24 protein-coding genes are annotated in these 26,549 nt (G+C 74.2%); 12 read left to right on the top strand and 12 right to left on the bottom strand.

Annotated elements, in window-relative coordinates:
* Positions 1–24 precede the first annotated feature (24 nt).
* The gene (locus tag D1J60_RS29440; RefSeq protein WP_125823139.1) at positions 25–321 is read left to right on the top strand and encodes a YciI family protein; all 297 of its coding nucleotides are present in this window, start codon (positions 25–27) and stop codon (positions 319–321) included.
* A gap of 375 nt (positions 322–696) precedes the next feature.
* On the opposite strand, the gene D1J60_RS29435 is transcribed toward D1J60_RS29440, so the two are convergent.
* Positions 697–1,785 (bottom strand): oxidoreductase, encoded by a 1,089-nt coding sequence (locus D1J60_RS29435; protein WP_241253436.1) that lies wholly within the window; start codon positions 1,783–1,785, stop codon positions 697–699.
* 343 nt (positions 1,786–2,128) lie between these two features.
* Here D1J60_RS29435 and D1J60_RS29430 point away from each other — a divergent pair, with 343 nt between their 5' ends.
* The 3 genes from D1J60_RS29430 to D1J60_RS29420 all read left to right on the top strand — a co-directional run bounded on the left by D1J60_RS29430 (position 2,129) and on the right by D1J60_RS29420 (position 5,597).
* Positions 2,129–2,545 (top strand): SsgA family sporulation/cell division regulator, encoded by a 417-nt coding sequence (locus D1J60_RS29430; RefSeq protein ID WP_007267557.1) that lies wholly within the window; start codon positions 2,129–2,131, stop codon positions 2,543–2,545.
* 195 nt (positions 2,546–2,740) lie between these two features.
* Positions 2,741–4,384 (top strand): ABC-F family ATP-binding cassette domain-containing protein, encoded by a 1,644-nt coding sequence (locus tag D1J60_RS29425; RefSeq protein ID WP_125823138.1) that lies wholly within the window; start codon positions 2,741–2,743, stop codon positions 4,382–4,384.
* Between the two features lie 241 nt (positions 4,385–4,625).
* A complete protein-coding gene (locus tag D1J60_RS29420) occupies positions 4,626–5,597 on the top strand; it encodes an acyl-ACP desaturase (RefSeq protein ID WP_125823137.1) in 972 nt (323 codons plus the stop codon).
* A gap of 69 nt (positions 5,598–5,666) precedes the next feature.
* Here D1J60_RS29420 and D1J60_RS29415 read toward each other — a convergent pair whose 3' ends face one another.
* Positions 5,667–5,912, bottom strand: coding sequence for a WhiB family transcriptional regulator (locus D1J60_RS29415; protein ID WP_125604078.1), 246 nt, complete (start codon positions 5,910–5,912; stop codon positions 5,667–5,669).
* Positions 5,913–5,994: 82 nt separating this feature from the next.
* Between D1J60_RS29415 and D1J60_RS29410 the strand changes: the two genes are divergently transcribed.
* Entirely contained in the window at positions 5,995–6,486 is a 492-nt protein-coding gene (locus D1J60_RS29410) for a DUF6183 family protein (protein WP_125823136.1), read from the top strand.
* On the opposite strand, the gene D1J60_RS29405 is transcribed toward D1J60_RS29410, so the two are convergent.
* Both D1J60_RS29405 and ligD read right to left on the bottom strand, forming a co-directional pair.
* The gene (locus D1J60_RS29405) at positions 6,483–6,983 is read right to left on the bottom strand and encodes an HAD domain-containing protein (protein WP_125823135.1); all 501 of its coding nucleotides are present in this window, start codon (positions 6,981–6,983) and stop codon (positions 6,483–6,485) included. The genes D1J60_RS29410 and D1J60_RS29405 overlap by 4 nt on opposite strands.
* Positions 6,984–7,063: 80 nt before the next feature.
* On the bottom strand, positions 7,064–8,086 hold the full coding sequence (gene ligD / locus D1J60_RS29400; protein ID WP_125605421.1) for a non-homologous end-joining DNA ligase: 1,023 nt from the start codon (positions 8,084–8,086) through the stop codon (positions 7,064–7,066).
* Positions 8,087–8,161: 75 nt separating this feature from the next.
* Here ligD and D1J60_RS29395 point away from each other — a divergent pair, with 75 nt between their 5' ends.
* Positions 8,162–9,229, top strand: coding sequence for an ATP-dependent DNA ligase (locus D1J60_RS29395; protein WP_125824249.1), 1,068 nt, complete (start codon positions 8,162–8,164; stop codon positions 9,227–9,229).
* A gap of 64 nt (positions 9,230–9,293) precedes the next feature.
* Here D1J60_RS29395 and D1J60_RS29390 read toward each other — a convergent pair whose 3' ends face one another.
* Positions 9,294–11,216, bottom strand: a complete 1,923-nt coding sequence (locus D1J60_RS29390; RefSeq protein ID WP_125823134.1) for an NAD(P)-binding protein — start codon at positions 11,214–11,216, stop codon at positions 9,294–9,296.
* Between the two features lie 126 nt (positions 11,217–11,342).
* Between D1J60_RS29390 and D1J60_RS29385 the strand changes: the two genes are divergently transcribed.
* A complete protein-coding gene (locus tag D1J60_RS29385) occupies positions 11,343–11,873 on the top strand; it encodes an NUDIX domain-containing protein (protein WP_125823133.1) in 531 nt (176 codons plus the stop codon).
* Between the two features lie 13 nt (positions 11,874–11,886).
* Here D1J60_RS29385 and D1J60_RS29380 read toward each other — a convergent pair whose 3' ends face one another.
* From D1J60_RS29380 to D1J60_RS29370, 3 genes are all read right to left on the bottom strand, one after another.
* Positions 11,887–13,977 carry an MDR family MFS transporter gene (locus D1J60_RS29380; RefSeq protein ID WP_125823132.1) on the bottom strand — a complete coding sequence of 697 codons (2,091 nt, stop codon included), beginning with the start codon at positions 13,975–13,977 and terminating at the stop codon, positions 11,887–11,889.
* Between the two features lie 52 nt (positions 13,978–14,029).
* The gene (locus D1J60_RS29375; protein ID WP_125824248.1) at positions 14,030–15,385 is read right to left on the bottom strand and encodes a 6-phospho-beta-glucosidase; all 1,356 of its coding nucleotides are present in this window, start codon (positions 15,383–15,385) and stop codon (positions 14,030–14,032) included.
* 259 nt (positions 15,386–15,644) lie between these two features.
* Positions 15,645–16,517, bottom strand: coding sequence for a helix-turn-helix domain-containing protein (locus D1J60_RS29370; protein WP_125602945.1), 873 nt, complete (start codon positions 16,515–16,517; stop codon positions 15,645–15,647).
* Positions 16,518–16,849: 332 nt separating this feature from the next.
* On the opposite strand from D1J60_RS29370, the gene D1J60_RS29365 reads away from it, so the two are divergent.
* The 3 genes from D1J60_RS29365 to D1J60_RS29355 all read left to right on the top strand — a co-directional run bounded on the left by D1J60_RS29365 (position 16,850) and on the right by D1J60_RS29355 (position 19,312).
* A complete protein-coding gene (locus tag D1J60_RS29365; RefSeq protein WP_125602946.1) occupies positions 16,850–17,518 on the top strand; it encodes a helix-turn-helix transcriptional regulator in 669 nt (222 codons plus the stop codon).
* A 64-nt stretch (positions 17,519–17,582) separates the two neighbouring features.
* Entirely contained in the window at positions 17,583–18,140 is a 558-nt protein-coding gene (locus D1J60_RS29360) for a toxin-antitoxin system, toxin component (protein WP_164720989.1), read from the top strand.
* A complete protein-coding gene (locus D1J60_RS29355) occupies positions 18,137–19,312 on the top strand; it encodes an MAB_1171c family putative transporter (protein WP_125823131.1) in 1,176 nt (391 codons plus the stop codon). Before D1J60_RS29360 ends, D1J60_RS29355 begins: the two co-directional genes overlap by 4 nt.
* 75 nt (positions 19,313–19,387) lie before the next feature.
* Here D1J60_RS29355 and D1J60_RS29350 read toward each other — a convergent pair whose 3' ends face one another.
* Positions 19,388–20,164 carry a DUF4239 domain-containing protein gene (locus D1J60_RS29350; RefSeq protein ID WP_125602948.1) on the bottom strand — a complete coding sequence of 259 codons (777 nt, stop codon included), beginning with the start codon at positions 20,162–20,164 and terminating at the stop codon, positions 19,388–19,390.
* A 60-nt stretch (positions 20,165–20,224) separates the two neighbouring features.
* Positions 20,225–20,797, bottom strand: coding sequence for a hypothetical protein (locus tag D1J60_RS37470; RefSeq protein WP_164720988.1), 573 nt, complete (start codon positions 20,795–20,797; stop codon positions 20,225–20,227).
* Positions 20,798–20,941: 144 nt separating this feature from the next.
* On the opposite strand from D1J60_RS37470, the gene D1J60_RS29340 reads away from it, so the two are divergent.
* Together D1J60_RS29340 and D1J60_RS29335 are read left to right on the top strand one after the other, a co-directional pair.
* On the top strand, positions 20,942–22,261 hold the full coding sequence (locus D1J60_RS29340) for a sensor histidine kinase (RefSeq protein ID WP_125823129.1): 1,320 nt from the start codon (positions 20,942–20,944) through the stop codon (positions 22,259–22,261).
* On the top strand, positions 22,249–22,908 hold the full coding sequence (locus D1J60_RS29335) for a response regulator transcription factor (RefSeq protein WP_125603570.1): 660 nt from the start codon (positions 22,249–22,251) through the stop codon (positions 22,906–22,908). Before D1J60_RS29340 ends, D1J60_RS29335 begins: the two co-directional genes overlap by 13 nt.
* A gap of 11 nt (positions 22,909–22,919) precedes the next feature.
* Here the strand turns inward: D1J60_RS29335 and D1J60_RS29330 are convergent, their stop codons facing one another.
* Positions 22,920–24,173, bottom strand: a complete 1,254-nt coding sequence (locus D1J60_RS29330; RefSeq protein WP_125823128.1) for a glycosyltransferase 87 family protein — start codon at positions 24,171–24,173, stop codon at positions 22,920–22,922.
* 192 nt (positions 24,174–24,365) lie between these two features.
* Complete coding sequence (gene metG, locus D1J60_RS29325; RefSeq protein ID WP_125823127.1) at positions 24,366–26,081, bottom strand: methionine--tRNA ligase; 1,716 nt, start codon at positions 26,079–26,081, stop codon at positions 24,366–24,368.
* Positions 26,082–26,549 lie beyond the last annotated feature (468 nt).

The raw sequence follows: 26,549 nt of genomic DNA, 5'->3' as shown, positions 1-26,549 counted from the left end.
GGGTGCGAGGGTAGCCTGACGATCATGTTCGTCATGGAGCTCAGCTACACCGCGCCCATCGAAGCCGTCGAAGAGCGGATGGACGCCCACCTCGCGTGGCTGGACGGGTACTACGCGTCCGGCGTCTTCCTCGCCTCCGGGCGCAAGGTCCCACGGGACGGCGGGGTGATCCTGGCCCGCGGGGTCTCGCGGGGCGAGATCGAGGAGATAGCGGCCGGGGACCCCTTCGTGGTGGCGGGCGTCTGCGCGTACCGGATCACGGAGTTCATCGCCACGAAGACCTCCGCGGCGCTGGCCGAGGCCCGCGAGACCCTGCCGTAGCCCTGGCCGGGCGGTCCGGGGCCCCGCCGCGCGGGGCCGTCCCGCGCCCGCCGGGCTGGACCGCCGCGCGGGGGCTGCCCTCTGCCGGTGTGTCGGCCGCTGCGCGGGGCCGTCCCCTACCCGCCCTTCCACCGTTCCCAGGGGCGCTGCCCCTGCCCCCGCGCCTCAAACGCCGGCGAGGCTGGAAGAACCGGGGCTCCGCCCCGGACCCAGTTGCGCTCGAACGCCGCGCGGGCTGGATTCGCGCAGCGAATTCCAGCCTCGCCGGCGTTTGAGGCGCGGGGGTCTGGGGGCGGAGCCCCCAGGGGGGCCGGGGCGCAGCCCCGGGGAACGGGCGAAGGGCGGGGCGGGGAGCAGCCCGCGCAGCGGGGCCGGCTAGTGGCGCTCCAGGCGGGCCACGCGGCCCTTTTCGCCTGCCGCCCAGCAGCCCCCGTCCGCCGCGCAGTCGACGGTGTCGAACGACCCCGCCTCCAGCGCCCGCCAGGTCCGCCCCGCGTCGGTGGTGACGTCCGTGCCCGTCGGGCCGACCGCGAGGGCGGTGGCGTGCCCGTACGGGTACCAGGCCGCGCCCGAACGGTAGGCCGGCGGCGGAACAGCCGCCTGGGTCCAGCCGCGGCCCCCGTCGGCGGAGCGGGCCGCCGACCGCGGCGACGGCTGGCCGGTCCGGTAGTCGCCGCCGACCGCGAGGCCCGTCGTGCGGTCGCGGAAGGCCAGGGCGAACACCCCGCGCGCCGGGTCCCCGCCCGGGACGGTGGAGTCGGCGACCCGCCAGGTCAGGCCCCGGTCGGCGGAGTGCAGCACCCGTGCCGTCGGCCCCCCGCCGGTGGCCAGCCACACGTCCCGCGGCCCGGAGGCCGTCAGGCACTGCCCGCTCGCCGCGAAGGCGGCCTCGCCCGTCAGCGCCGGCGGCATCCCCGCGTCCGGGAGCACCCGCCAGCTGCGCCCGCCGTCATCGGTGGCCAGGAGACGGAACTTCCCGTCGACGGGGTCGCTCACCGCCAGACCGTGACGGGAGTCGAAGAAGGTCAGGCAGTCGTAGAAGGCACGCGGATCGGTGTTTCGGAAGGCCTCGGTCCAGGTCGCGCCGCCGTCCTCGGTGCGCAGGACCCGGGAGGCCTCGCCCTCGCCGATGGACAGGGCGACCGCGCGCCGCCCGTCGAAGGCCTCGATGTCGCGCAGTTCCAGCCCCTCGGCCACCGCGGCGGGCGGCGAGACGTCCCGCCAGCTGCGGCCGCCGTCCCCGGTGCGCAGCACCCGCCCCTTGGAGCCCGCGAGCCAGGCCGTGCCTCGGCTGACGGCGGCCAGGCCGCGGAAGCGGACGGCTTCGGCGCCCACCTGCCCGGTGTCCTTGACCGCCCAGCCGACTCCGCGTGAGCCCGGCGCCAGGTCCGCGCCGCCGCCAGCGCCGCCGTCCGCGCTCGCCGGCGCCACAGCGGTGGCGACCAGCAGAGCTGCCGCGCACATGCCAACTCCCAGAAGTCTCATGGCGCGGGAAGCTAACGCACCCCACGGACTCCGTCCAGGGTGCCTCCACCAGCCCCTCGGGCCCCTCCCGCATCCGCTTAGGCCTGCGGAGCGATCGAATACCGGACGTATTGAGATCGCCGCGCGGGGCCGTCGCCGTCTCCGCGCCCTTTGACCGCATGTCACCACCGCTCACTCTGTGCGATCGCACAGATGAGATCGCGCCAATCGGTGACACAGCTCACGTCATCCGCCATGCACGGATTTGCCGATTCCGGCGTCTATCCGGTTGCCGGGCTCCACCCCACAGCCCGACAGCAGATCCGCCGCAAGGGAGCGAGCCTTGATCACTGTCATCGAGCAGGCCGTGCAGGCCCGACTGATCGCCACCGCACCGAAGGTCGAGACCGTCCCCGTCACCCTCTGCTACGACCGCTCGGACCCCTTCGCCGTCCGCATGGCCTTCCCCGCCCTGGCCACGCTCGAAGGCGTGGAGGTGTCCTGGACCTTCGCCCGCGAGCTGCTGATGTCCGGGCTGCGCCATCCGTCGGGGTGCGGCGACGTGCGGGTGCGGCCGTACGACGGGGACCGGACCACGGTCGAGTTCCACGCGCCGGAGGGCGTGGCGATCGTGCTGATGACCACGGCCGAGCTCCAGCGGTTCCTCGAACGCACCTCCGCGCTCGTGCCCCCGGGCCTGGAACACCGCTATCTCGACATGGACCACAGTCTCGACGAGCTGATGCGCGGCTCCTGCTGACTAATTCGTTTGCGGGCGGCCCCGGCCGCCCGTAGCTTCGTGAAGGCCCTGCAGTCGCCGAAACGGAGTAGGACATTGCTCTTCTGAGGACCGAGACACCGACACCTTCGACCACCCGCCGCATCCTCGCGGACCCCGTGGCAGTCGGCCGTCTCACCACGTTGCACGCACCATCCACGCAACCTGGAGGCCTCCATGAGCCATGCCCCTGTTTTCGCCACCTGCACCGCCCTCTCCTTCGACTGGCCCGACGGCAGTCCGGTCTTCGACGGGTTCGACCTGACCGTCGGGCCCGGACGGACCGGCCTGGTCGGCCTCAACGGGTGTGGGAAGTCCACCCTGTTGAAGCTCCTCGCCGGCGCCCTGACCCCGTCCTCGGGGCAGGTGTCGGTCGCCGGGACCGTCGGCTACCTCCCGCAGGACGCCACGCTCGACACCGCCCTGCGGGTGGACGAGGCGCTCGGCATCCGCACCGCCCGAGAGGCCCTGCACGCCATCGAGGCGGGTGAGGCCACCGAGTCCAACTTCACCGCCGTCGGCGACGACTGGGACGTGGAGGAGCGGGCACTCGCCGTCCTCGACCAGCTCGGCCTCGCCGGTATCGGCCTGGACCGGACCGTCGCCGAGCTGTCGGGCGGCCAGTGCGTCCTGCTGCGGCTGGCGGCGCTGCTGCTCGCCGGACCGGACGTACTGCTCCTCGACGAACCCACCAACAACCTGGACCTGCGGGCCCGGCGCCGCCTGTACGCGGCCGTCGAGTCCTGGTCCGGGGTGATGGTGCTGGTCAGCCACGACCGGGAGCTGCTGGAGCGGGTCGACCAGATCGCCGACCTGCGCGAGGGCGAAGTCCGCTGGTACGGCGGCAACTTCAGCGCATACGAGCGGCTGCTGGCGGCCGAGCAGGAGTCGGCCGAGCGGATGGTCCGGGTCGCCGAGGCCGACGTACAGCGCCAGAAGCGCGAACTGGCCGACGCCCAGGTCAAACTGGCCCGCCGCAAGCGGTACGGCCAGAAGATGAACGACAACAAGCGCGAGCCGAAGATCGTGATGGGGGCCCGCAAGCGCGCCGCCCAGGAGTCGGCGGGCAAGCACCGCATCATGCACGCCGAGAAGCTGGCGGACGCCAGGGAGCGGCTGGACCAGGCCGTCGAGGCGGTGCGCGACGACGCGGAGATCCGCGTCCGGCTGCCCGCCACCCAGGTCCCGCCGGGGCGCCGGGTGCTCACCCTGAGTGACCTGCGCCTCGCCCACGGCGGCGCGCGGGTCGCGGGCGAGTGGGAGGTGCGCGGCCCGGAGCGGATCGCGCTGGTCGGCGCGAACGGCTCGGGCAAGACGACCCTGCTGCGGACCGTCGCCGGCCTGCTGCCGCCCGCGTCCGGGGAGGCGGTGACCCACGTCCCCGCCCGTTTCCTGCCGCAGCGGCTGGACGTGCTGGACGACGAGCGGTCGGTGGTGGAGAACGTGGCACGGTTCGCCCCGCAGGCCACGAACAACGTGATCCGGGCGCGGCTCGCGCACTTCCTGTTCCGGGGCGCCCGGGCGGACCGGCCGGCCGGCACCCTGTCGGGCGGCGAACGCTTCCGGGCGACGCTGGCGGCGCTGCTGCTCGCGGAGCCGGCTCCGCAGTTGCTGATGCTGGACGAGCCGACGAACAACCTGGACCTGGCGAGCGTGCGGCAGCTCGGCGCGGCCCTGGAGTCCTACGAGGGCGCGCTCCTGGTGGCCAGCCACGACGTGCCGTTCCTGGAGTCGATCGGCATCACGCGCTGGCTGCTGCTCGACGGCGGCGTGCTGCGGGCCGCCTCCGCCGAGGAGGTCCGGGGGGCGACGGGGCGGTAGCGCCCGGGACGGGCCGGCCCCGGAGAAGGCGGTCCGCGCCGTCAAGGCGGCGTCGCGGACCACCTTCCGGCGTGATTCTCACGTCCGCGGAGCAGTCCGGCGCCGTCTCGAACTGCATGGATAACCGGATGTAGCCGGACAGACCGACGGGTGGGGCTTGGCGCTCCTTGATGTCGCGCTTAACCTACGATTCCGTAGGCTACGGAACCGTAGGTAATTCGCTTTGTCCCCAGGAGTACCCGTGACGATCACCTCTCCCCACCTCGGCAGCTCGGAGGCGTGGACCGACGCCAAGCTGCTGTACGCGCTGGAAGAGGTGGTCGAACAGGAGCTCAACCGCCATCTGAAGGTCACCAAGGACTGGATGCCCCACGAGTACGTGCCGTGGAGCGACGGCCGCAACTTCCCGGGCTTCTTCGAGGACGGCGAGGCCTGGGACCCCCAGCAGTCCAAGGTCACCGACATCGGCAAGATCGCCCTGGTCGTGAACCTGCTGACCGAGGACAACCTGCCCAGCTACCACCACGAGATCGCGACCCTTTTCGGCCGCAACGGCGCGTGGGGCACCTGGGTGCACCGCTGGACCGCCGAGGAGGGCCGCCACGGCATCGTGATGCGCGACTACCTGCTCGCCTCGCGCGCCGTGGACCCGGACAAGCTGGAAGCGTTCCGCATGCAGCACATGTCGGAGGGCTTCGAGTCGGACAACAGCCACTCGATGCTGCACTCGGTCGCCTACGTCGCCTTCCAGGAGCTGGCGACCCGCATCTCGCACCGCAACACCGGACACCAGTCCGGTGACCCGGTCTGCGACCGGATGCTCGCCCGCATCGCGCAGGACGAGAACCTGCACATGATCTTCTACCGCAACCTGCTTGCGGCGGCCTTCGAGATCGCCCCCGACCTGACGATGCAGGCCGTGCGGGACGTCGTCGTCAACTTCCGGATGCCCGGACACGGCATGCCCGGCTTCGAGCGGATGGCCGCGCAGATGGCGATCGGCGGGGTCTACAACCTGCGGATTCACCACGACGACGTACTGAGCCCCGTGATCCGCTTCCTCAAGATCATGGACATCGAGGACCTGGGTCCGGAGGGCCAGAAGGCCCAGGAGGAGCTGGGGCTCTTCATGAACGGCCTGGACAGCGAGGCCCGCAAGTTCGACGAGCGCCTCGCCGCGCGCGCCGCGCGCATGGCCGCCCGCAAGGGCTGAACCGCCACCCGGAACCCCCGGCCCCGCCGGGGGTTCCGCCGTGTCCGGCCGCGTCGGCCCGCCCTCCCGCTACGCCGTTCCGCCGCGCGGACGCAGGGCGGAGCGCTCCGCCTCCGACAGGCCGCCCCACACCCCGAAGCGCTCGTCGTTCGCGAGCGCGTACTCCAGGCACGCCGCCCTGCCCTCGCACGCCCCGCAGAGCCGCTTCGCGTCCTGGAGCGAGGACCCCGGCTCCGGGAAGAAGAAGCTCGGACCGGTCTGGGCGCACAGGGCCTGGTCGTACCAGGCGGGGGCGGCAATGGAGTTCATCGACATGCGCCGATCGTGGACGGGCGGGATGGACGTCCGATCAACACCTGATCAACAGCGGTGCTCGTGTCCGATGAGGGTGAAGATCATGGAAGACGTTCAGTTCGTCCGGGGCGAGCCGGAGCGGCGTGCCGCCGAGGGCGACGTCGCGTACCTCCGGGAACTGGGGGCGCGGCTCGCCGACGGGTACGAGGACGCCGCCCGGCGGGCGCGGACGTACCAGGAGCAGCTGGCGCACGCCGACGTCGGCGCCACGGCCCGCTTCGAGGTCGCGCTCACACCGTTGGACGACGTCTGGCAGCTGCTCTTCGCCTCCGCCTCGATGGGCGGGGTGTACGACCAGGGCGTGGGCGGAGCGTGGGGTCGGATGTGGGCATGGCGCTCGATGTCCGCCCTCAGCGGGGCCCCGGCCCTGGCCGACGCCGAGGAAGTGGAGCGTTGGGCCCGCGAGACCACCTGGTTCCGCTTCGAGGCCGACTCCGGCTGGTTCCACAACGAGACAGGCACCGACTTCGCCATCGCGGCCCTCTCCCCCGACCGCCGCCGCCTGGCCCTCCTCGCGGCGACGGACACCGACTAGGGGGTGTCCGCTCCGGGCCTGCCCAGCCAGCGGGCCAGTACGGCGAAGTCCGCGTCCGTCAGTCCCGTCCGGGGGTCGACGCGGTGCAGGAGCGCGGGGGCGGGGTGGTGGGCGGCAGCCCAGGCCCGGTCGGCGGGGGTGATCTCGTCGTCGGCCCAGACGAACGGCCGCTCGCCGGCCCGTTCCAGGAGGGTGCGGGTCTTCCAGTGCAGGCCGTCCCGGCCCTCGGCGTCGGAGGGCTCCGGCCACTCCACCACCGGCAGGCACGGCAGACCCAGGCGCGGGGAGAGCGTCTCGTTGGCCTCGTCCGCCCAGGTCGTCGCCCACACCAGCTCGCACGGCAGGGCCAGCAGCCGGGGCCCGAGACCGGGGTCGAGCCTGGCGAGCAGCGGATTGCCGGGCCCGGCGGCCGGGGGGTAGCCGGTTCCGCCGAAGGGGATCAGCGGGCCGTCCACGTCGAGGAAGAGCAGCGGGAGCGGGGCGGGAGCGGCGTCCATGCCGCCAGGCTAGGCCCTGGCGCCCCGGGCGGGAGCAAGGGAGTCGCCCGCGCCCCGGGCCCCGGAAGCCGGGCTGGGTGTCAGTCGGCGGGCTTCGCGCGGCTCGGCTGGACGCGTTTCGGTTCGCCCGGCATCTTCGGGTAGTCCGGCGGGTACGGCATGTCGCCCAGGCCGTGGTCGTGTTCGTCGCGGGCCGCGAGTTCCAGGACGGATTCCAGGCCGAAGGCGTGGTCGTCCATGTCGGCGTGCAGGTCACCCAGTTCGGCGAAGCGTGCCGGCATCGTCACGATGTCGAAGTCGCGCGGTTCCGCGTCGTCCACCTCGTCCCAGCGCAGCGGCGCCGAGACCGGGGCGTGCGGGCGGGGGCGGACGGAGTAGGCCGAGGCGATGGTCCGGTCGCGGGCCGTCTGGTTGTAGTCGACGAAGATCCGCTCGCCGCGTTCCTCCTTCCACCAGGCCGTGGTGACCTTGCCCGGCATGCGGCGCTCCAGCTCCCGGCCCAGGGCGATGGCGCAGCGGCGGACCTCGGTGAAGGTCCAGCGCGGCGCGATCGGGACGAAGACGTGCAGGCCGCGGCCGCCCGAGGTCTTGGGCCAGCCGCGCAGCCCCAGCTCGTCGAGCAGCGCCCGCAGTTCGTGCGCCGCCGCCACCGCGTGGTGGTAGTCGGTGCCGGGCTGCGGGTCGAGGTCGATGCGCAGTTCGTCCGGCCGGTCGGTGTCCTCGCGGCGCACCGGCCACGGGTGGAAGGTCAGGCAGCCCAGGTTGGCGGCCCACAGGACGGCGGCCGGCTCGGTCGGGCAGATCTCGTCGGCCGTGCGGCCGCTGGGGAAGGCGATGTGCGCGGTGGGGATCCAGTCGGGCAGGTTCTTCGGGGCGCGCTTCTGGAAGAAGGACTCCCCCTCCACTCCCTCCGGGTACCGCTCCAGGGTGGTGGGGCGGTCGCGCAGCGCGCGGGTGATCCCGTCGGCGACGGCCAGGTAGTACTCGGCGACGTCCCGCTTGGTGAGGCCGCGCTCCGGGAAGTACACCTTGTCCGGGCTGGACAGGCGTACCGCCCGTCCGCCCGCTTCGAGCTCGATCGCACCACCCGCGCTACCGCCCATGGGCGCCACGGTAGGCGGGTGCGGGCGGACGCGCACACCGAGCGGGCCCGGACGTACCACCGCAGAATCGAGGGCATGGACCTGCCGGTGATGCCGCCCGTGAAGCCGATGCTCGCCAAGTCGGTGAGCAGGATCCCGCCGGGCATGCAGTACGAGGCCAAGTGGGACGGCTTCCGGGCGATCGTGCACCGTGACGGGGCCGAGGTGGAGGTCGGCAGCCGTACCGGCAAGAGCCTGACCAGGTACTTCCCCGAGCTGGTGGCCGCGCTGAAGGAGAACCTGCCGGCCCGCTGCGTGGTCGACGGGGAGATCGTCGTCGTGCACGGCGGACGCCTCGACTTCGACCGTCTCAGCGAGCGGATCCACCCCGCCGCCTCCCGGGTGAAGCTGCTCGCCGGGACGACGCCGGCCAGCTTCGTCGCCTTCGACCTGCTCGCGCTCGGCGACGAGTCCCTCCTCGACACCCCGCTCGGCGAGCGCCGCAGCGCCCTCGTCCATTCGCTCTCCACCGCCCGGCCCCCCGTCCACCTCGCGCCCGCCACCACCGATCCCGGGCTCGCGCGGGAGTGGTTCGAGCGGTTCGAGGGCGCCGGGCTCGACGGGGTCGTCGCGAAACCCCTCGATCTTCCCTACCGGCCCGACGCCCGCCTCATGTTCAAGATCAAGCACGAGCGTACGGCCGATGTCGTCGTCGCGGGTTTCCGTTTCCACAAGAGCGGTCCGATCATCGGATCGCTGCTGCTCGGCCTGTACGACGACCACGGCGCCCTCCAGCACGTGGGCGTCTGCGCCGCCTTCCCGATGAAGCGCCGGGCCGAGCTCGTCGAGGAGCTCGAACCCCTGCGCATGCCGGACCCGGCCGGCCATCCCTGGGCCGCCTGGGCCGAGGAGGCGGCCCACGAGACCGCCCGGCTGCCGGGCGCGCAGAGCCGCTGGACGGGGAAGAAGGACCTGTCCTGGGTACCGCTGCGCCCGGAGCGGGTCTGCGAGGTGCGGTACGACCACATGGAGGGCGACCGCTTCCGGCACACCGCGCAGTTCGCGCGCTGGCGCCCCGACCGGACGCCGGAGAGCTGTACGTACGCCCAGCTGGAGGAGGTCGTCGGCTACGACCTGGCCGAGGTGCTGGGCGGCACGGGCTGAGCCGCCGCCCCGGCCCGCGGGCAACGGCCCGGCTGCGGTCGGCACGGGACCGGCCCCCGCCCCCTCACCCGGCCGCGCCCCGGGCCGGCCCGGGCACCGCTGCCTGGGCCTGGCCGGGGCCGGGAGCGGGGCCGGAGCCGATGGCCGTGCCGGGGCCGGTGCTGAGGCCCGTCCCCGTGCCGGGGCCGCACCCGGTGCTGGTGCCGAGGCCCGTGCCGGTGCTGGGGCCGGGGCCGGGGCTGAGGCCCGTCCCGGTGCCGGGGCCGCACCCGGTGCTGGTGCCGAGGCCCGTGCCGGTGCTGGTGCCGGGACCGCTCCCGATGCTGGTGCCGGGGCCGGTGCCGCACCTGGTGTCGGGGCCGGGGCCGGTGTTGAGGCCGGGGCCGCATCCGGTGTTGAGGCCGGGGCTGGTGCTGAGGCCCGTGCCTGGGCCGCTCCCGGGGCCGCTCCCGGTGCCGGGGTTCGTGTCAGCGTCGGCCCCGGTGTGCGCGCCGCTGCGGGTGCCGGTGAGTTCCTCCCATTCCGCGCGGGCCGGGCCCACCGCGTTCGGCGTCCAGTCCGGCCGGGCCGCGAGCCAGCGGGCCACCCGCGCCCGGACCTCGGGGGCCGCGTAGGCGCGCTCGGGGGGCTCGGCCAGGTGGCGGACCCGGGCCCGGGCCCGCATCACCTCCGGGTCCTCCAGCGCGCACTCGAACAGCGCGGCCGCCTCCCGGGCCCGGCCCGCCCCGGCACCGCCGGCCACGCCGCCGGCCCCCGCCGCGAGCCGCTCCCCGACCGCCGCGTCGGCCCCGACCTGGAGGTCGAACCACGGCTTCAGGGTGCGAAGCGCCCAGCCGTGGTAGGCGGCGGCGAAGCCGAAGGAGCCCGGGTCCTGGTGGGCCGTGCGCGCCACCCGGTCGGCGGCCCACAGCGCCAGCGAAGTCCCCTGCCCCAGGGTCGGGTTGGTGTGGGTGAGCGCGTCGCCGACCGGCACCATCCCGCCGGCCACCGGGCCCCGCCCGTCGGCGAGCGGGCTCCACCGGTTGTCCAGGCCCGCGGCCGCCAGCACCCCCGACAGCGGCTCGGCGCCCAGCCCGAGCCAGGCCGCGCCGGGCGGGAAGGCCCGCGCGGCGGCCTCGAACACGGCCGGGTCCCGCAGGGCGGCGCGGGTGGGGTCCCCGGTGTGCGCGAACACCGTGACGGCGAAGACCCGGTTGTCGGACGGGAAGACCGCGCAGCCCGCGAAGGCGCCGCCGGTCACGGTCCACGGCCGGCGCGGCCCCTCGTCCGTCCCGTCGGGGAGCCGGTACCAGCGGCAGAAGTACGCCAGCCCGGTGCGGTGCCGCTCGACGGGGGCCGGACGGCAGCCGGCGGCGGCCGCCAGGCCGGCGGAGCCGCTCCGCCGGCCGGCCGCGTCCACCACGAGGTCGCCCCGGTACGCGCCGCCCGGGGTGGTCACCCCGGTGACCCGGACCCACGGCACCGCGCCGGCCGGCCCGGCCACCCCGGGCCCGTCAACCCCCGCCGCCCTCCCGGCCTCCTCGCCCCCCTCACCCCCCTCACCCCCCTCGCCCCGCGTCAGGCCGACGACGGGCTCCCCGTACCGCACCACCACGCCCGGCTCCGCCCGCACGGCACCGGCCAGCGCGCTCTCCAGCACGATCCGCCGGGCCTGGATCATGACCAGGTCCTCGTCCCCCGGGCGCGCGGGCGGCCGCACCTCGAACCAGTCGAGCTCGTGCCGTTCGCGGGCGCCGAGCCGCAGCATCTCGGCGTGCACGTCGGGCAGTTCGGCGCGCAGCAGCCGGCGGGCGGCGCCGAGCAGGACGTGCGGCTGCGCCGCCTGCGGTACGCCCGGGCGGCGCCAGCCGAAGAAGTCCCGGTCGAGGGCGGTGCCCGGGGCGCGGGTGTCGCGTTCGAAGACCTCGGCGGTGTGCCCCCGGCGGGCCGCGAGGAGGGCGGTCGCGAGCCCGGCGACACCTCCGCCGATGACCAGCAGATGTGCCATGGCAACCCCCGACCCGGCGTCCCGTACGACGATCTGACCGCCCAGAGCCTGCACGTCCGGAGCCCGGCCGAAACTCGCACATCCGTCCTAGGGTGGGCGCGCCGCCCCACCGGCGAAGATGACCTCATGGCCAGCGAACACGAGAGCGCCCGCGACACCGGATCCCGCCCCGAAGGCTCCCCGCCCGCCCGCGCCCTCGCCGGGATCCACGCGACCGTCGGCGTCGGGCTGATCGTCGTCGGCCCCGACGGCCGGGTCCTGCTCGGCCGGGCCCACGACGGGAACTGGGAGCTGCCCGGCGGCAAGGTGGACCCCGGGGAGCGCTTCGAGGAGACCGCCGCCCGCGAGCTGGAGGAGGAGACCTCCCTGCGGGCCGACCCCGGGGACGTCGAGCTGCTCGCCGTCCAGCTGTACGCGGACCCCGAGCCGCCGACCCGTCTGACGGTGGCCGCCCTCACCCGTTCGGCCGAGGGCACCCCGGCCGTCACCGAGCCGCACAAGATCGCCCGCTGGCAGTGGTTCGCCCCGGAGGAGATCCCCGGCGCCCTCTACCCTCCGTCGGCGGCCGTCCTGCGCGTCTGGCGCCCGGACCTCACGGCCCTGCCGCCCGTCCCCTCGCACGACTATCCCACCGGCACCGGAAGCAGCCCCTCCTAGAAGCGGCAACGGCCTAAGCCGTGCGCCGGGGCGCGAAGTTGCCCTCCCCCAGGTCCTCGGCCAGCAGCCGCTTCGCGATCGCGTCCGCCGCCGCCCGCAGCTCTCCGCTGCCCGGGCGGCCGCGGTCCCGCTCCAGCCGGTCCCCCAGCCAGTCCGCCCAGGCCCGGGAGATCACGGCGGCTTCCCGCTCGCCCGCCCGGGTGTGGGCGAAGAAGCCGTTCTGCCGCGTCAGGAAGCCCTCCTCCACCATCCGGTCGAAGACCGGCAGCAGCACCTCCGGCGGCAGCGACAGCCGTGAGGCGATCAGCCCCAGGCCGGCGTGCCCCACGGTCCGGGTCATCAGGTCCACCTGCATCACCGCCCACGCGCCGGCCATGTCCAGGCGCGTGTCGGAGGCGTTGACGATGGCCCGCGCCGTGTCGGGCCCCATGTTCCGCACGAGCTTGCCGACCGCCAGCTCCAGCAGCTTGGCCGAGTCCCCCGAGGCCGTGGCCGGGGAGGCGAAGCCGTCGCCCATGTCGGTCGAGCCCGCCCGGGCACTGTCGCGCAGCCGGACCTGCTTGAGGAACAGCGCGACGACGAAGCCCACGGCGGCCACCGGCACCGTCCACAGGAACACGGTGTGCAGGGCGTCGGCGTACGCGTCGACGACCGGGCCCGCCGCGGCCGGGTCGAGCCCGTGCACCCCCTGCGGGCTCTGCGCGGCGGCCCCGATGCGGGCCGGGTCGGCGCCGGTGGCGCGGGCCGCCTCGGCGATGGCGGCGTTCAGTTCGGGCTCCAGGCTGCCGGCGTAGATCGTGCCGAAGACGGCGGTCCCGAAGGAGCTGCCGAGCGTACGGAAGAAGGTGACTCCGGAGGTCGCCGTGCCGAGGTCGGCGTAGTCGACGGTGTTCTGCACGGCGATCGTGAGCACCTGCATGCACAGGCCGATGCCGGCGCCGAGCACGAACATGTACACGGACTCCAGCCAGGCGCCGGTGCCGGGCCCCATCAGCGACAGCAGGTACAGGCCGGCGCCCATCACCGCGCAGCCGACGATGGGGTAGATCCGGTACCGGCCCGTCCTGGAGGTGGCGTTGCCGCTGAAGACGGACGCGATGAGCAGGCCGACGACCAGCGGCAGGGTCCGTACGCCGGACAGGGTGGCGGAGTCCGCGTCCACGTACTGGAGGTAGGTCGGCAGGAAGGTCATCGCGCCGAGCATGGCGAAGCCGACGACGAAGCTGAGGACGGAGCAGACCGTGAAGACCGGGTTGCGGAAGAGCCGCATGGGCAGCATCGGTTCGGCCGCCCGGGTCTCGGCCAGGCAGAACAGGGCGAGGGCCAGCGCGCCGCCCGCGAACAGGCCGATGATCACCGGCGAGTCCCAGGCGTACTCGTTGCCGCCCCAGCTGGTGGCCAGGATGAGGGCGCTGGCTCCGACGGTGACGAGGGCGATGCCCGGGTAGTCGATGACGGGCCGGCCGACGGCGCGTACCGAGGGGATGGTGCGGGCGGCGGCCACGACGACGAGGACGGCGACGGGCACGTTGACGTAGAAGGCCCAGCGCCAGCTGAGGTGGTCGGTGAACAGGCCGCCCAGCAGGGGTCCGATGACGGTGGCGACGCCGAAGACGGCGCCGATCGCGCCCTGGTACTTGCCGCGTTCGCGCAGCGGGACGACGTCGGCGATCAGCGCCATGGAGGTGACCATCAGGCCGCCGGCGCCGATGCCCTGCAGGCCCCGCCACAGGATGAGCAGGGTCATGTTGCCGGCGAGGCCGCACAGGAACGATCCGGCGATGAAGACGACGGCGGAGATCTGAAAGACGATCTTGCGGCCGAAGAGGTCGCCGAACTTGCCGACCAGCACGGTCGCGACGGTTTCGGCGAGCAGGTACGCGGTCACCACCCAGGCCATGTGGGCCGCGCCGCCGAGGTCCGCGACGATGGTGGGCAGGGCGGTGCCCACGATCGTCTGGTCGAGCGCGGCCAGCAGCACGCCCAGCATGATCGTGCCGAAGACGACGTTGCGCCGCCGCCGGTCCAGCACGGGGGGCGCCGCGGCGACGGCGCGGGCAGTGGTCACATCTCGCACTCTCACAGCGCCCCCACCGCGGCGCATGCCGCAAGCCGCCGTACGGGTGAAACCGCCGCCCCGGCCGCGGCCGAGGGCGTCAGCGCAGGTAGGCCAGGCCCGGGTGCTCCGCCGCGTACCCGTCCAGCAGCCGCCGGGCCACCGCCACCGAGTCCACCAGCGGGTGCAGCGCGAAGGCCTTCACCGCGTCGGCGCGGGAGCCGCTCGCGGCGGCGGCCAGCACCGCCCGCTCGGCCGCCTTCACGGAGGTGACCAGACCCACCGCGTGCAGCGGCAGGGGTGCCGCCGACACCGGGTGGGCGCCGTTCGCGTCGACCAGGCAGGGCACCTCGACGACCGCCTCGGAATCCAGCACGGACAGGGTGGTGCCGTTGCGGACGTTGAGGATCAGCGTGGCCCGCTCGTCGCGGGCGATGGCCCGCATCAGGGCGAGCGCGACCTTCTCGTAGCCGCCGGACTCCAGGTCGCTCTCCTCGCGCTCCCCGACGCCGGCCACCTCGCGGTTCTCCGACATGTACGTGGCCTCGCGCTCGGCCCGGGTGCGTTCCCAGGCGGCGAGCGCCGCCCCGGCGGGCCGGCCCGGCCGGCCGGCCTCGGCGTAGAAGCCGCGCTGCTGGTCGCGCAGGAAGGCGCCGCGGGTCTGCTTCGCCTCCTGGTAGGCGCGTACCGTGTCACGGTTGAAGTAGTAGTAGTGCAGGTACTCGTTGGGGATCGCGCCGAGCGAGCGCAGCCAGTCGGCCCCGAAGAGGCGCCCCTCCTCGAAGGACTCCAGGGCCTCGGGGTCGGCCAGCAGCCGGGGCAGTTCGTCGCGCCCGCCGACCCGCAGGCCGCGCACCCAGCCGAGGTGGTTGAGGCCGACGTAGTCGATCCAGGCCTCGCCGGGCCGGGCGCCGAGCAGCCGGGCGATCCGGCGGCCGAGCCCGACGGGCGAGTCGCAGATGCCGATGACCCGGTCGCCCAGTTCCTCGGCCATGGCCTCGGTGACCACGCCGGCCGGGTTGGTGAAGTTGATGACCCACGCCTGCGGGGCGGTACGGGCGATCCTGCGTGCGATCTCCCGGGCGACGGGCACCGTCCGCAGGCCGTACGCGATCCCGCCGGCGCCCACCGTCTCCTGGCCCAGCACTCCCTCGGCCAGTGCGATCCGCTCGTCCGCGGCGCGGCCCTCCAGGCCGCCGACGCGGATGGCGGAGAAGACGAAGTCGGCCCCGCGCAGGGCCTCGTCCAGGTCTGCGGTGGCGGTGACGGCCGGGGCGTCCGCCGCGCCGGAGGCCGCGGCCTGGTCGGTGAGGACCCGGGCCATGGCGGTGAGCCGGGCGGGATCCTCGTCGTAGAGCGTCACGTGGGACACCCGGCCCTCGGCCCGGTCCGCCAGCAGGGCCCCGTAGACGAGCGGGACGCGGAATCCGCCCCCGCCGAGGATGGTCAACCGCATGCCCATGTCCGCCCTTCCACCGTCGTGGCCGCGGCCACGGCCCGGGGCTGCCCCGGGCACGGGCGAAGCCACGGCTCCGGCGGCACCGCGGCGGTGCCACGATCCGTGGCATCCGCGCGGTGTCGCGGATCGTGGCATCCGCAGCACCGAACCAGGCAGTCGGTTTGGCACCGTGCCACCGACCCCGCCCCGGCACGGGCCGTGGCGCGTGCTTCAGGGGACCAGTCTCCCCTTCAGGGGACCAGTCTCCCCCGCGGCGTCACTCCCCCAGCGGCGGCACGGCCCGCAGACGGGCGCCCTGCTGCTGCGGGAAGCCCCCGCCGCCGCGCACCGGACCGGCCGGCAGGCCCTGCGGGGCCGAGAGCACGAGGGTGATCCGGGTCAGGCCCATGCCCTCCAGCATTCGGCTGGATTCCGCCACCATCCGGCACCGAACCAGCCCCCAGCCGGGGTCGGGGTGGCGCACCGTCCGCACGGCGCCGTCCAGTTCGGCGGCGGCCTCCCCGTGGGTGGTCAGCCAGTGCGGGACCCCGTAGCGGTAGGCGGCCTCCATGAACGGGTCCCGGGCCACCTCCTGACGGATGCTCCGCAGTCCCTCGTCCTCCGGGGCCTCGCCCAGGGCGGTCGCGAACCGGGCCAGCAGCGGCACGCACCAGGCCGGCTCGTGGTCCTCCAGCACGGCCGCGGCGTCCGGGTGGAACAGCACGAAGCGCAGGAAGTTGTCGTCCGGCAGGGCCGTCGGGTGGGGGCGGACCGACTGGAACAGCCGGTCGAAGGCCGAGTTGGTGAGGGCCACGTCCCAGCGGTGGTCCACCAGGAAGCTCGGGTAGGGCACGGCCTCCATGAGGGCCGCGTAGTCGACGAGGTAGTCGCGCTGGGCCGGGTCCTGGGGCAGCCGGTTCTCCTCGGCCGCGCGCCAGGTGGGCGGCGGGTCCCGGTCGACCATGACCCGGAACAGCCAGAAGCACTGCCGCTCGCTCATCTCCAAGGCCTCGGCCAGGGCGAGCAGTTTGCGGTCCGTCCACTCCTTGACGAGCCCGCGTTCCCAGTTTCCGTACGCGCGCACGCTGATGCGCAACCGCGACGCGACGTCGTCCTGGCTCAGGCCCAGTTCTTCGCGGCGCTGGCGCAAAATCTCCTTGCGCCGCTCCGTTCGCACTGCGCCGCGGGGCTCTTCGCCCGTCAGGCGCTCCTCACCGGCTCGGACGAGGCCATCAGACGGGCCCACCGCTGCGAGATGTGGCACCGAGAGCTCCCCCTCCTCAACGGTCTGGATCTTCATTTCCGTGTGGCGATCCTGCTACCGACTTCATTCGAGTGTCAACTATTGTGGCAATTCCAGCCGAGCGACAGCTCATTCCCGCCACAGCTGTGGCAAGTTCTGGCTCTCCCAAAACAAACCGGATAGATTCCTCAAGGCCGACCACGTGCCCACTGACCTCGCGCGATCTAGGAGAACCACTGGTGACAGACGGCTTCCCGGCTCCCGTCGCGGTGGCCAACGCGCCCCTGGCAGCGACCGTCACGCGGGTCGCCGAACTGGCGAACAAAATGGGCCGCGACCCGAACCAGGTCTTCGACCTCCGCCGGCTCTCCGAGGCCTCCGGGGTTCCCACCGATGTGATCAGGAGCCTGCTCGACGGCCGGCGGGCGGGTGAGCCCGATCTCCAGGCGCGCTTCCTCCAGCGCCTGGACCTGCTGCGACGGACCCGGGTCAAACCCAACGGGCGCCGCTACACGCAGCAGGAGATCGCCGACGGCGCCGGCATGTCCCGGCAGCAGGCGGGTGCCCTGATCAACGGCGACCGGCGGCCCACGATGGAGCACTGCGACGCCATCCAGCGGTTCTTCGGCGTGCACGCGGGCTTCCTCACCGCCCACGACGCCGACGCCCTCACGGACGCGCTCCAGCGCACCGAGCAGCAGCTGCTCCAGGACTTCGCCGGGCGCGAGCGGCAGACCGTACCGGCGGAGGCGGCTTCGGCGGGCGATCCGCTGGCAAGACTCCTGCAGAACCACGGCGTACGGGGCATCGCCTGGCGCGCCGCCCAACTGCCCAGCGACAAGCACCGGGACAAGGTGACCGAATGGCTGGACATGCTTCTCGAAAGCGTCAAACCGAACGAATCATGACCCAGTCGAAAGTCTGGATCTGATCCTTGAGTCCTGATCCGGATCCGCGCCGACGGGGAGAACGGTGAGCATAGGCAGAGCGCAGCGGCGGTTGTGCGCGGAGCTGGTGTCCGGCATCAAGCTGGCCGCCCCCGTGCAACCACTGGACCTCTACGCCGCCCTCTGCGAGGGCATGAGCAGGCACCGCGGCCGCCCGGTGGAGTTCCGGATGGCCGCGTTCCCGCAGGGGACCGCGAGCGGCCTCTGGCTCGACATGGCGGACCGGGACCTGGTGGTCATCGAGGAGCGCACCGCGCCCGACCACCAGCTCGTCATCCTCGGCCACGAGCTGTGGCACATGAAGGCCGGCCACTGCAGCCACCACGTCGACGGGGCCGCCGTCGCCGCCCGCCTGCTGACCGACGCCGCCGACCTCGGCGAGACGGTCCGCAGCGTCGCCGCCCGCACCCGGGCCGACGTCCAGGAGGAGACGGAGGCCGAGAGCTTCGGCCTCCTGCTGGGCAGCCGCTGTCGCACCTGGCTGGCCGGATCGGCGGGCCACCGGCCACCGGCCCAGCGGGACGAGCTGGCCGGCCGCATCGAGACCTCGCTCGGCTACCGGGGGCGCAGGAACGACCGTTGAGCGGACCGGACTACTACATCCCGGCTGCCGCGATGGCAGTGGCCCTCGTGTGCAAGCTGCCGGCGCTGCGCGCCAACGGGCGCGATCCGCTCCTGCGGTCCGTCTTCGTCCTGCTCCTCCTCGGCGGCTCGGTGTTCACCTTCGCCGCCCCGCCCACCATCGCCGCCGTCAACCGCTGGACCGGCGTCCCCAACGTCTCCGCCCCGCTCGTCTACTGCCTGATGACCGCCTTCAGCGCCTCCTGCCTCGTCCTGATGTTCAACTGGCGCGGCGGCCCGGCGCAGGAGATCCGGCGCACCTCCCAGCGCTGGATCGCGGGCTACTCCGTGGTCATCGTGGCCATCGTCGTCCTCTTCGCCCTCGGTGACGCCCCCGTCGAGCGGCTGCGGGACTTCGACACCTACTACGCCAACACGCCGTACATCCGCCTGATGATCACGGCCTACCTGCTGGCCCACAACGCCGCCGTGCTGATGATGGTGTCGATGTGCTGGCGCTGGTCCCTGCGGGTCGGCGGCTGGCTCCGGGCCGGACTGGTGATCATCGTCGCCGGTTACACCATCAGCCTCGCCTACGACGCGTCCAAGATGTCCGCCGTCGCCGCCCGCTGGCTGGGCCACGACCTGGACTACCTCAGCACCTACCTCGCCCCGCCGCTGGCCGCCTTCGCCGCCCTCGTCAGCTCCGTGGGCTTCGTACTGCCGCTCGCGTGCCAGCGCGTGTCCGACAGCTGGCGCACCTGGAGCACCTACCGCCACCTCGGCGCGCTGTGGCACGAGGTGCAGAGCACCGTACCCCGCGGCACGCCCTGCGTACGGATGTCCTGGTGGTCCCCGGCCGCGATCCGGGTGATCCAGCGGGAGTCCGACATCCACGACGGCTTCCTGCGCCTGGGCCCGGCCTTCGACCGGCACCACCGCGACACCGCCTACGAACGGGCCCGGGCGGCCGGGGCGGACGAGGAGACGGCCCGCGCCGTCGCGGACGCGGCGATGGTGGTCGCCGCCGTACGGGCCGCCACCGCCGCCCCGGAGGCGGCCGGGAGCGGCGACGAGGAGCGGGTGCCGCTGCTGGCCGACGGGCCGCGCGACCTCGTCCGGATCTCGCACGCCCTGCGGCACTCGCCGCTCGTGGCCGCCGTACGGCGGCAGGAGGCCCCGGCCGGAGGCTGAGCGCCGCCGTACGGGGCCTGGCGCGCGCCCCCTGCCAGGGCCCGCGGGGGCTCAGCGGAAACCGGCGGGCGGCGCTCAGCGGGAGGCCGTCACCGACAGGGCCGGGAACAGGTCCTGGAAGGGGCCGGCGGAGTCGGTCCCGTCCCGCCCGTACGGGGCGTCGAAGCTCCACACCATGAACAGCAGGAACACGATCAGCGCGCTGAACAGCCCTGCCAGCAGCAGCTCGCGCCCCGAGCGCCGGATCTGCAGGGTGAAGATCAGCCCGATGGTGACGAGGCCGCCGACCACCAGCCCGAACCAGACCACGCTCGGCAGGGTGGACTCGTCGCTCTGCGTGCGCGAGTGCCGGGCGTCGTCGGCGGCCGCGATGTGGTCGAGCAGCGGCTGGTAGGCCTGTGCCTGGAGCTCGTTGGCGGGGCTCTGGTGGGTGACGTCGGTGCGCAGCTTTCCGAGGAGCTGGGCGCCCTCGGCGGAGGCGTCCTGGCCGGAGACCAGCCGCGGCCAGTCCACGCTGACGGTGTGGGCGACGTAGGCGTCCACCTCGCCGCGGATCCGGTCGCGGACGGGGCCGGGGTAGACGTCGGCCCGCTGCGTGACCTCGTACAGCGACTGGGCCTCACGGCGCACGCTGTCCTCGGCCGCGCCGCGCGCCTCCCAGACGCCCGCGATGGCCAGGCCCAGGACGATCGCGTAGACCACACCGACCATCATCGTCATGTACTCGATGACGTCGGGGGTTTCGCTGGTGTCCTCGTCGTCCGCGACCCGGCGGTGCCGGACCACGGTCATGGCGAGGACGAGGGCGCAGACGAGCGCCATGGCGATGGCCAGGACCAGCCATTCGGACACGAGGGATCTCCCGTTCGTGGGTGCGTGGGTGCGTGGATGCGTGAGGGGCGCCCGGGGGCGTCAGCTCCGGCTCTTGGAGCGGGGGCGCAGCGCGGCGGCGGCCAGCACGGCCGGGGTGGTCATGACCACCATCAGCATCATGGTGCTCAGTCCGTCCGGGCCGCGCCGTGCCAGGGCCGCCGAGTGGTACGGGCGTACGTGGAACCGGCTCACCCGTTCGGCGGCGGCTGCGGCCCCGGGCGGGGCGGGGGCATCGGCCGGGGCCGGCTCCGGCCGCGGGTCCGCCGCCGGCGGGGCCTGCGGCGGCTGCGCCGGCCCGCCGGGCACCGCCGCCCCGGGCGCGGGCCGCTCCGCGAGCCCCGGCGCGGCGCCGGGGTGGCGCACCGTGGGCCGGACGGCGCCGGGCACCGTCACCCGCACGGGCGGCTGCGCCGACGGGGTCCCCGGCCGCGCCACGGGCGGGGGCGGCATGACGGGCGGCCGCCCCGCGGGCGGCTTCGGCGGCCCTCCGGGCACGCACACGTCGACCCGGGCCCCGCGGCCGTGGCCGTCGCCCGCGACCGCCACATGGCCGTGCAGCGGGCAGAGCGCGGCCACCAGCCCCGCCCCGGCGAAGTACTGCCAAGCCGTCACCGCGGTCCTCCCGATCCGGCAGCCGATATGAGGGTTACGGCTGAAGAAACGATCAAGGCCCGCATTCGGACACGCGCCGGACAGGTCAAGATCCTTGTGCGACGGCTCACTTAGCGTCCGGCACGGCTCACCTAGGCTGTCGGTATGTCCGCGTCCATACCCTCCGTACCCGTCCCCCCGGCCCCGCCCGCCCCGCCCGTCGCCGTCTGGCGGGCCGCGCGGCGGCCGCTGCGGTTCCTGGGGTCCTGGTGGCCCTGGCGGTGCTGGGCGTACCTCGGGAGCGGGTTCCCCCTCGGGTACGGGGTGCTGCTCGCGCTGGCGGTGCTCCTCGGGCTCGGGGTGCTGCTCGCGGTGGCCGGGGTCGGGCTGTTGCTGCTGACCGCCGCCCTGGCGGGGGCGGTGCCGCTGGGGGAGCTGGAGCGGCGCCGGCTGCGGTGGGTGGAGCCGCGGCCGGTGGCCGACCCGCACACCTCGCTCGCCGGGGCCGGCCCCGCCGCCTGGCTGCGGACCCGGCTGCGCGAGCGCGCCACCTGGCGGGAGTTCGGGTACGCCGCCCTGCTCGGGCCGGTCTTCGGGGCGGCCGGCCTCGGGGTGGTGTCGCTGCTGGCGTTCTCGCTGATGCTGGTGGCCTCCCCCGTCATCGTGTGGGCGCTCGCGCCGGAGCCGGTGATGCTGGTGCCCGGCGAGGTGGTGGCCGGACCGCTGGAGGCGCTGGGCGGTACGGCCGTGGGGCTGGCCGGGCTGGTGCTGACCGCGTACGCGGGTGCGCTGATCGCCGGGGCCCAGGTCAAGTGCGCCCGGCTGCTGCTCGGGCCGCGCACGGAGGACGACCGGGTGCTGGAGCTGACCCGCTCGCGCGTGCGGCTGGTGGAGGCGTTCGAAGCCGAACGGCGGCGCATCGAGCGGGACCTGCACGACGGGGCCCAGCAGCAGCTGGTGGCCCTCAGCATGACCCTGGGCCTCGCCGAACTGCGGCTCCGCGCGCACCCGGAGGCGGCGGACGCGGCCGCGCTGGTGAGCCGGGGCCGCGAGGAGGCCAAGCTGGCCCTCGCCCAACTGCGCGACCTCGTACGGGGGATCCACCCGCAGGTGCTCACCGACCACGGGCTCGCGGCGGCGGTGTCCGAGGTCGCGCTGCGCCATCCCGTGCCGGTGACGGTGGACCTGGAGCTGCCCCGGCTGCCCGAACCGGTCGAGGTCACCGCCTACTTCACCGTCGCCGAGGCCCTGGCCAACGCGGCCAAGCACAGCGGCGCCTCCCGGGTCGGCGTCGCCGGTAGGGTCGAGGGTGACCGGCTCACTCTCACCATCACCGACGACGGCCGCGGCGGGGCCGATCCCGGCGCGGGGGCGGGCCTGGCGGGACTCGCGGACAGGGTGGCGATGTTGCGGGGCAGGCTGACGGTGTCCAGTCCGGTGGGCGGTCCGACCGAACTGAGGGTGGAGGTCCCGTGCTCCGGGTGATCCTGGCCGAGGACTCCGTCCTGCTGCGGGCCGGGCTGACGGAGCTGCTGACCCTGGGCGGCCACCGCGTCCTCGCCTCCGTCGGCGACGCCCCCGCGCTGCTGCGGGCCGTGGCCGCCGAGCGTCCCGACGTGGTCGTCACGGACGTGCGGATGCCGCCCGGGCTGCGCGACGAGGGGCTGCGCGCGGCCCTCGAACTGCGCTCCGCGGACCCGTCCCTGCCGGTCCTGGTGCTCTCGCAGTACGTGGCCACCGCGTACGCGACCCAGCTCTTCACCGGCGGTTCGGCGGCCGGGCTGGGCTACCTGCTCAAGGACCGGGTCGGGGAGGTGGAGGAGTTCCTCGACGCGCTGCGCCGGGTGCACGAGGGGCAGACGGTCATCGACCCGGAGGTGGTCCGCGTCCTGCTCGCGCCGCGGCCGGCGAACGAGCCGCTGGCCCGCCTGACCCCGCGCGAGCGGGAGGTGCTCGCGCTGATGGCGCAGGGCCTCAACAACCAGGCCCTGGCTGCCCGCCTGTTCATCACCGAGGCCTCCGTCGTCAAGCACGCGAGCAGCATCTTCACGAAGCTGGACCTGGACCCGACGGAGGGCAACCGGCGCGTCCTGGCGGTCCTGGCCCACCTGCGCGGAGCGGAACCGGCCTGAACCGGGGACCGCTACCGGGCGCCCGCGGCGGGCGCGGACACCGCCCGGTCCGGTCCCGCCGCGCTCCCGGCGGCCGCCGGGGGTGCGGGCCGGGCCGGGCCGGAGACCGTCACCACGCGGGAGACGGCCGGGCCGGCCGGGCTCGCCGAGCGGGCCCAGGCGGCCAGCAGGAGCGGCAGCGCCAGGTAGCCGAAGCGGCCCGCCGGGGCCAGCAGGAAGGCCAGGGTCAGGCCGAGCGCGAGCCGGTCGGCCGCGGCCACCACCGTGCGCGGCGGGCGCACCAGCAGCGACACCGCCACCCCCAGCCCGCCGAGTGCCAGCAGACTCACCGTCAGGTACCAGCCCCACGGCGCGAGTTCCGCCAGCAGGTGTCCCGGCAGCGGGCTGCTCGCCGGGGTCGCCACCTCGGCCCGGCCGGTCGGGAAGGCGAACACCTGCCGCCACAGCTCCCCCGGCTGGAGCAGCAGGCCCGGCACCACCAGGGCCGCCGTACCCAGCAGCGTCACCAGAACGCACCGCAGCGCCGCCCGCCGGCCCCGGCACGCCGCGAGGAGGGCCAGTACCACCGCCACCGCGGGCAGCGCCGTCCACTTCAGGGCGCACGCCGCGGCCAGGGCCGCCCCGGAGGCCGCCGGGCGGCCGGAGGCGGCCGCCGCGAGGGCCAGGCAGCACAGCCCCGCCAGCGGCAGGTCCACCCCGCTCACCGCGAGCGGGAGCGCCACGACCGGCGAGGCCACCAGGGCCGGGAGCAGCGGGGAGGGGGCGGCGCCCAGGAGGCGGCGGCCCGCCCGCATCCCGCCGAACAGCACGGTCGCGCACCACAGCCGGGCGTCGCCCAGCAGGCGCACCGCCCACTGGTGCCCGTCGCCGGAGCCGTCGCCGAGCAGGGCGCGCGGGATGCCCAGGAGGGCCATGCCGGGGAGGTAGGGGGTGTACTCCTCGACCCCGGCCGGCTGGTCCACGTAAAGCCTTCCGGTCTCCAGCAGGAGCCGCCCGGACCGCTCGATGACGCCGACCTCGGACTGCCCCTGTCCGGTGAGCACCAGGTACAGCAGCGGTACGGCCACCGCGCCCAGCAGCGCCGCGGCGAGCGCCTCCCGGCGCCGGCCCAGGGCGGTGGCGGCCGCGGCGGCGAGGTATCCGGCGGCCGCGCACCAGCCCCACAGGCGGTGCGGGGCGAGGGCGGAGAACAGCGGGAACGACAGCGCCCAGGCGGCCGCGAGCAGCCAGCCGGCGGTCCACCGGACGGTACGGGAAGGGGTCATGGACCCATTCCAGCCGCGCACCCCCGGCCAGGTCTGCACGCCCAGGCGGAGTCCTCATGGTGGGGTTTTGCCTACCCTCGGGGACCGGCCAACCCCCGGGCCCGGCCCGCCCCCGGGCCCGGCCTACCCCCTGGCGCGCCGAAGGGGCGCGGCCGCGCGGGCCGCGCCCCTCCAGGGCGGTCATCGGAGCGCTCAGGCCTCCGGGTCGCCGCCGAAGCGCTCGCGGTAGGACTCCAGGTCCTCCTCGGTGATCCGGGCGAAGAGCACCGGCGGCACGGTGAACGGCGTCCCGGCCGGGACGGTGTCCAGCGCCTCGGCCTGCTCCGGGGTGACCCAGGCGGCGGTGTCGCCGGGCAGCTCGAAGGAGGAGCGCATGGCGCGCGCCGAGGCCGGGATGAAGGGCTCGGAGACCACCGAGTAGAGGTGGATGAGGTTCATCGCGGTGCGCAGGGTGAGGGCCGCGGCGTCGAGGTCGGTCTTGACCTCCAGCCACGGGGCCTTCTCGTCGAGGTAGGCGTTGCCGGCCGACCACAGGGCGCGCAGGGCGGCGGCGGCCTTGCGGTACTGGAGGGTCTCCATGTGGCCCTCGTACTCGGCGAGCAGCTCGGCGATCTGGCGGCCGAGCCTGGCCTCCGCCTCGCCGGCGGCGTGGCCGGCGGGGACCTCGTCGCCGAACTTCTTCCGGGAGAAGGTCAGTACGCGGTTGACGAAGTTGCCGAGGGTGCCGCCGAGGTCCTTGTTGACCGTGGCCGCGAAGTGCTCCCAGGTGAAGGACGAGTCGTCGGACTCGGGGGCGTTGGCGATGAGGAAGTAGCGCCAGAAGTCGGCGGGCAGGATCTCCAGCGCCTGGTCGGTGAAGACGCCGCGCTTCTGCGAGGTGGAGAACTTGCCGCCGTAGTACGTCAGCCAGTTGAAGGCCTTGACGTAGTCGACCATCTTCCACGGCTCGCGGGTGCCGAGCTCGGTGGCCGGGAACATCACCGTGTGGAACGGGACGTTGTCCTTGGCCATGAACTGGGTGTAGCGGACGTCCTCGGCCTCGTACCACCAGGACTTGTAGTCGCGGTTCGCCGGGTCGGCGTCGGCCCACTCCTTGGTGGAGGCGATGTACTCGATCGGCGCGTCGAACCAGACGTAGAAGACCTTGCCCTCGGCGGCGAGCTCGGGCCAGGTGTCGGCCGGGACCGGGACGCCCCAGTCGAGGTCGCGGGTGATGGCGCGGTCGTGCAGGCCCTCGGTCAGCCACTTGCGGGCGATGGAGGAGGCCAGCTGGGGCCACTCGTCCTCGTGGCGCGCGACCCAGGCCTCGACCTCGTGCTGCAGCTTGGACTGGAGCAGGAAGAGGTGCTTGGTCTCGCGGACCTCCAGCTCGGTGGAGCCGGAGATGGCCGAGCGGGGCTCGATCAGGTCCGTGGGGTCCAGGACGCGGGTGCAGTTCTCGCACTGGTCGCCGCGCGCCTTGTCGTAGCCGCAGTGCGGGCAGGTGCCCTCGACGTAGCGGTCCGGCAGGAAGCGGCCGTCGGCGGGCGAGTACACCTGCCGGATCGCGCGCTCCTCGATGAAGCCGTTGGCCTGGAGCTGCCGTGCGAAGTGCTGGGTGATCTCCACGTTCTGCGCGGAGGAGCTGCGGCCGAAGTAGTCGAAGGACAGCTCGAAGCCGTCGTAGACCGCCTTCTGGGCGTCGTGGGCCTGCGCGCAGAACTGGGAGACCGGCAGGCCGTTCTCCTTCGCGGCGAGTTCGGCGGGGGTGCCGTGCTCGTCGGTGGCGCAGATGTACAGGACGTCGTGGCCGCGCTGGCGGAGGTACCGGGAGTACACATCCGCCGGAAGCATCGACCCGACCATGTTGCCCAGGTGCTTGATCCCGTTGATGTAGGGAAGCGCGCTGGTGATCAGGTGTCGAGCCATCCTCGGATGCTCCATTCGTTTCATTTGTACGGATCTACGCGTGACAACGCGCGGTTCATCGTATCGAACCGGCGAAACGCCACGCGTCGGCTTTTCCCGGGGGTCCGGGGGTCCGGCGGCGGTGCGCGGGGACGCAACGCAAAAGCGAGGACTGTGACCTCTGCGTCACGGCCCTCGCGATGGGCCCATGCTACAGCCGCACCGCCGGGGCCCCGACCGGTGTCCGCCCGCCGGACCGGGGCACCGGACCGGGCACCGGGCCGGACGCCGGGCCGGGCGCGGGACCGGGCGCCGGACGGGCCGTCGGACCGGGCGCCGGACGGACCGTCGGATCCCGTTCGGCTCCGCGCGGCCCCGGCATATGCGTTCGGGCTCCGCGGCACCTCGCGTGATCGGCATCGGTCACCATCTGATCATCCCCGCACCTAATCCCCTCATGTTGCTCCTCCGCCCCCTCGGAAGGCGTAG

This window comes from Streptomyces sp. W1SF4, from assembly GCF_003950035.1.
Lineage (GTDB): Bacteria > Actinomycetota > Actinomycetes > Streptomycetales > Streptomycetaceae > Streptomyces > Streptomyces racemochromogenes.
This window is presented reverse-complemented; position numbering and strand designations above follow the sequence as displayed.

Coding starts and splice junctions, on each gene's coding strand:
- D1J60_RS29375 (WP_125824248.1), bottom strand. CDS start 15,385: ATGCGGTTGACCATCCTCGGCGGGGGCGGATTCCGCGTCCCGCTCGTC.
- D1J60_RS29435 (WP_241253436.1), bottom strand. CDS start 1,785: ATGTGCGCGGCAGCTCTGCTGGTCGCCACCGCTGTGGCGCCGGCGAGC.
- D1J60_RS29340 (WP_125823129.1), top strand. CDS start 20,942: ATGTCCGCGTCCATACCCTCCGTACCCGTCCCCCCGGCCCCGCCCGCC.
- D1J60_RS29380 (WP_125823132.1), bottom strand. CDS start 13,977: ATGCGCCGCGGTGGGGGCGCTGTGAGAGTGCGAGATGTGACCACTGCC.
- metG (WP_125823127.1), bottom strand. CDS start 26,081: ATGGCTCGACACCTGATCACCAGCGCGCTTCCCTACATCAACGGGATC.
- D1J60_RS29440 (WP_125823139.1), top strand. CDS start 25: ATGTTCGTCATGGAGCTCAGCTACACCGCGCCCATCGAAGCCGTCGAA.
- D1J60_RS29415 (WP_125604078.1), bottom strand. CDS start 5,912: ATGTCGATGAACTCCATTGCCGCCCCCGCCTGGTACGACCAGGCCCTG.
- D1J60_RS29330 (WP_125823128.1), bottom strand. CDS start 24,173: ATGACCCCTTCCCGTACCGTCCGGTGGACCGCCGGCTGGCTGCTCGCG.
- D1J60_RS29395 (WP_125824249.1), top strand. CDS start 8,162: ATGGACCTGCCGGTGATGCCGCCCGTGAAGCCGATGCTCGCCAAGTCG.
- D1J60_RS29390 (WP_125823134.1), bottom strand. CDS start 11,216: ATGGCACATCTGCTGGTCATCGGCGGAGGTGTCGCCGGGCTCGCGACC.
- D1J60_RS29405 (WP_125823135.1), bottom strand. CDS start 6,983: ATGGACGCCGCTCCCGCCCCGCTCCCGCTGCTCTTCCTCGACGTGGAC.
- D1J60_RS29410 (WP_125823136.1), top strand. CDS start 5,995: ATGGAAGACGTTCAGTTCGTCCGGGGCGAGCCGGAGCGGCGTGCCGCC.
- D1J60_RS29425 (WP_125823138.1), top strand. CDS start 2,741: ATGAGCCATGCCCCTGTTTTCGCCACCTGCACCGCCCTCTCCTTCGAC.
- D1J60_RS29385 (WP_125823133.1), top strand. CDS start 11,343: ATGGCCAGCGAACACGAGAGCGCCCGCGACACCGGATCCCGCCCCGAA.
- ligD (WP_125605421.1), bottom strand. CDS start 8,086: ATGGGCGGTAGCGCGGGTGGTGCGATCGAGCTCGAAGCGGGCGGACGG.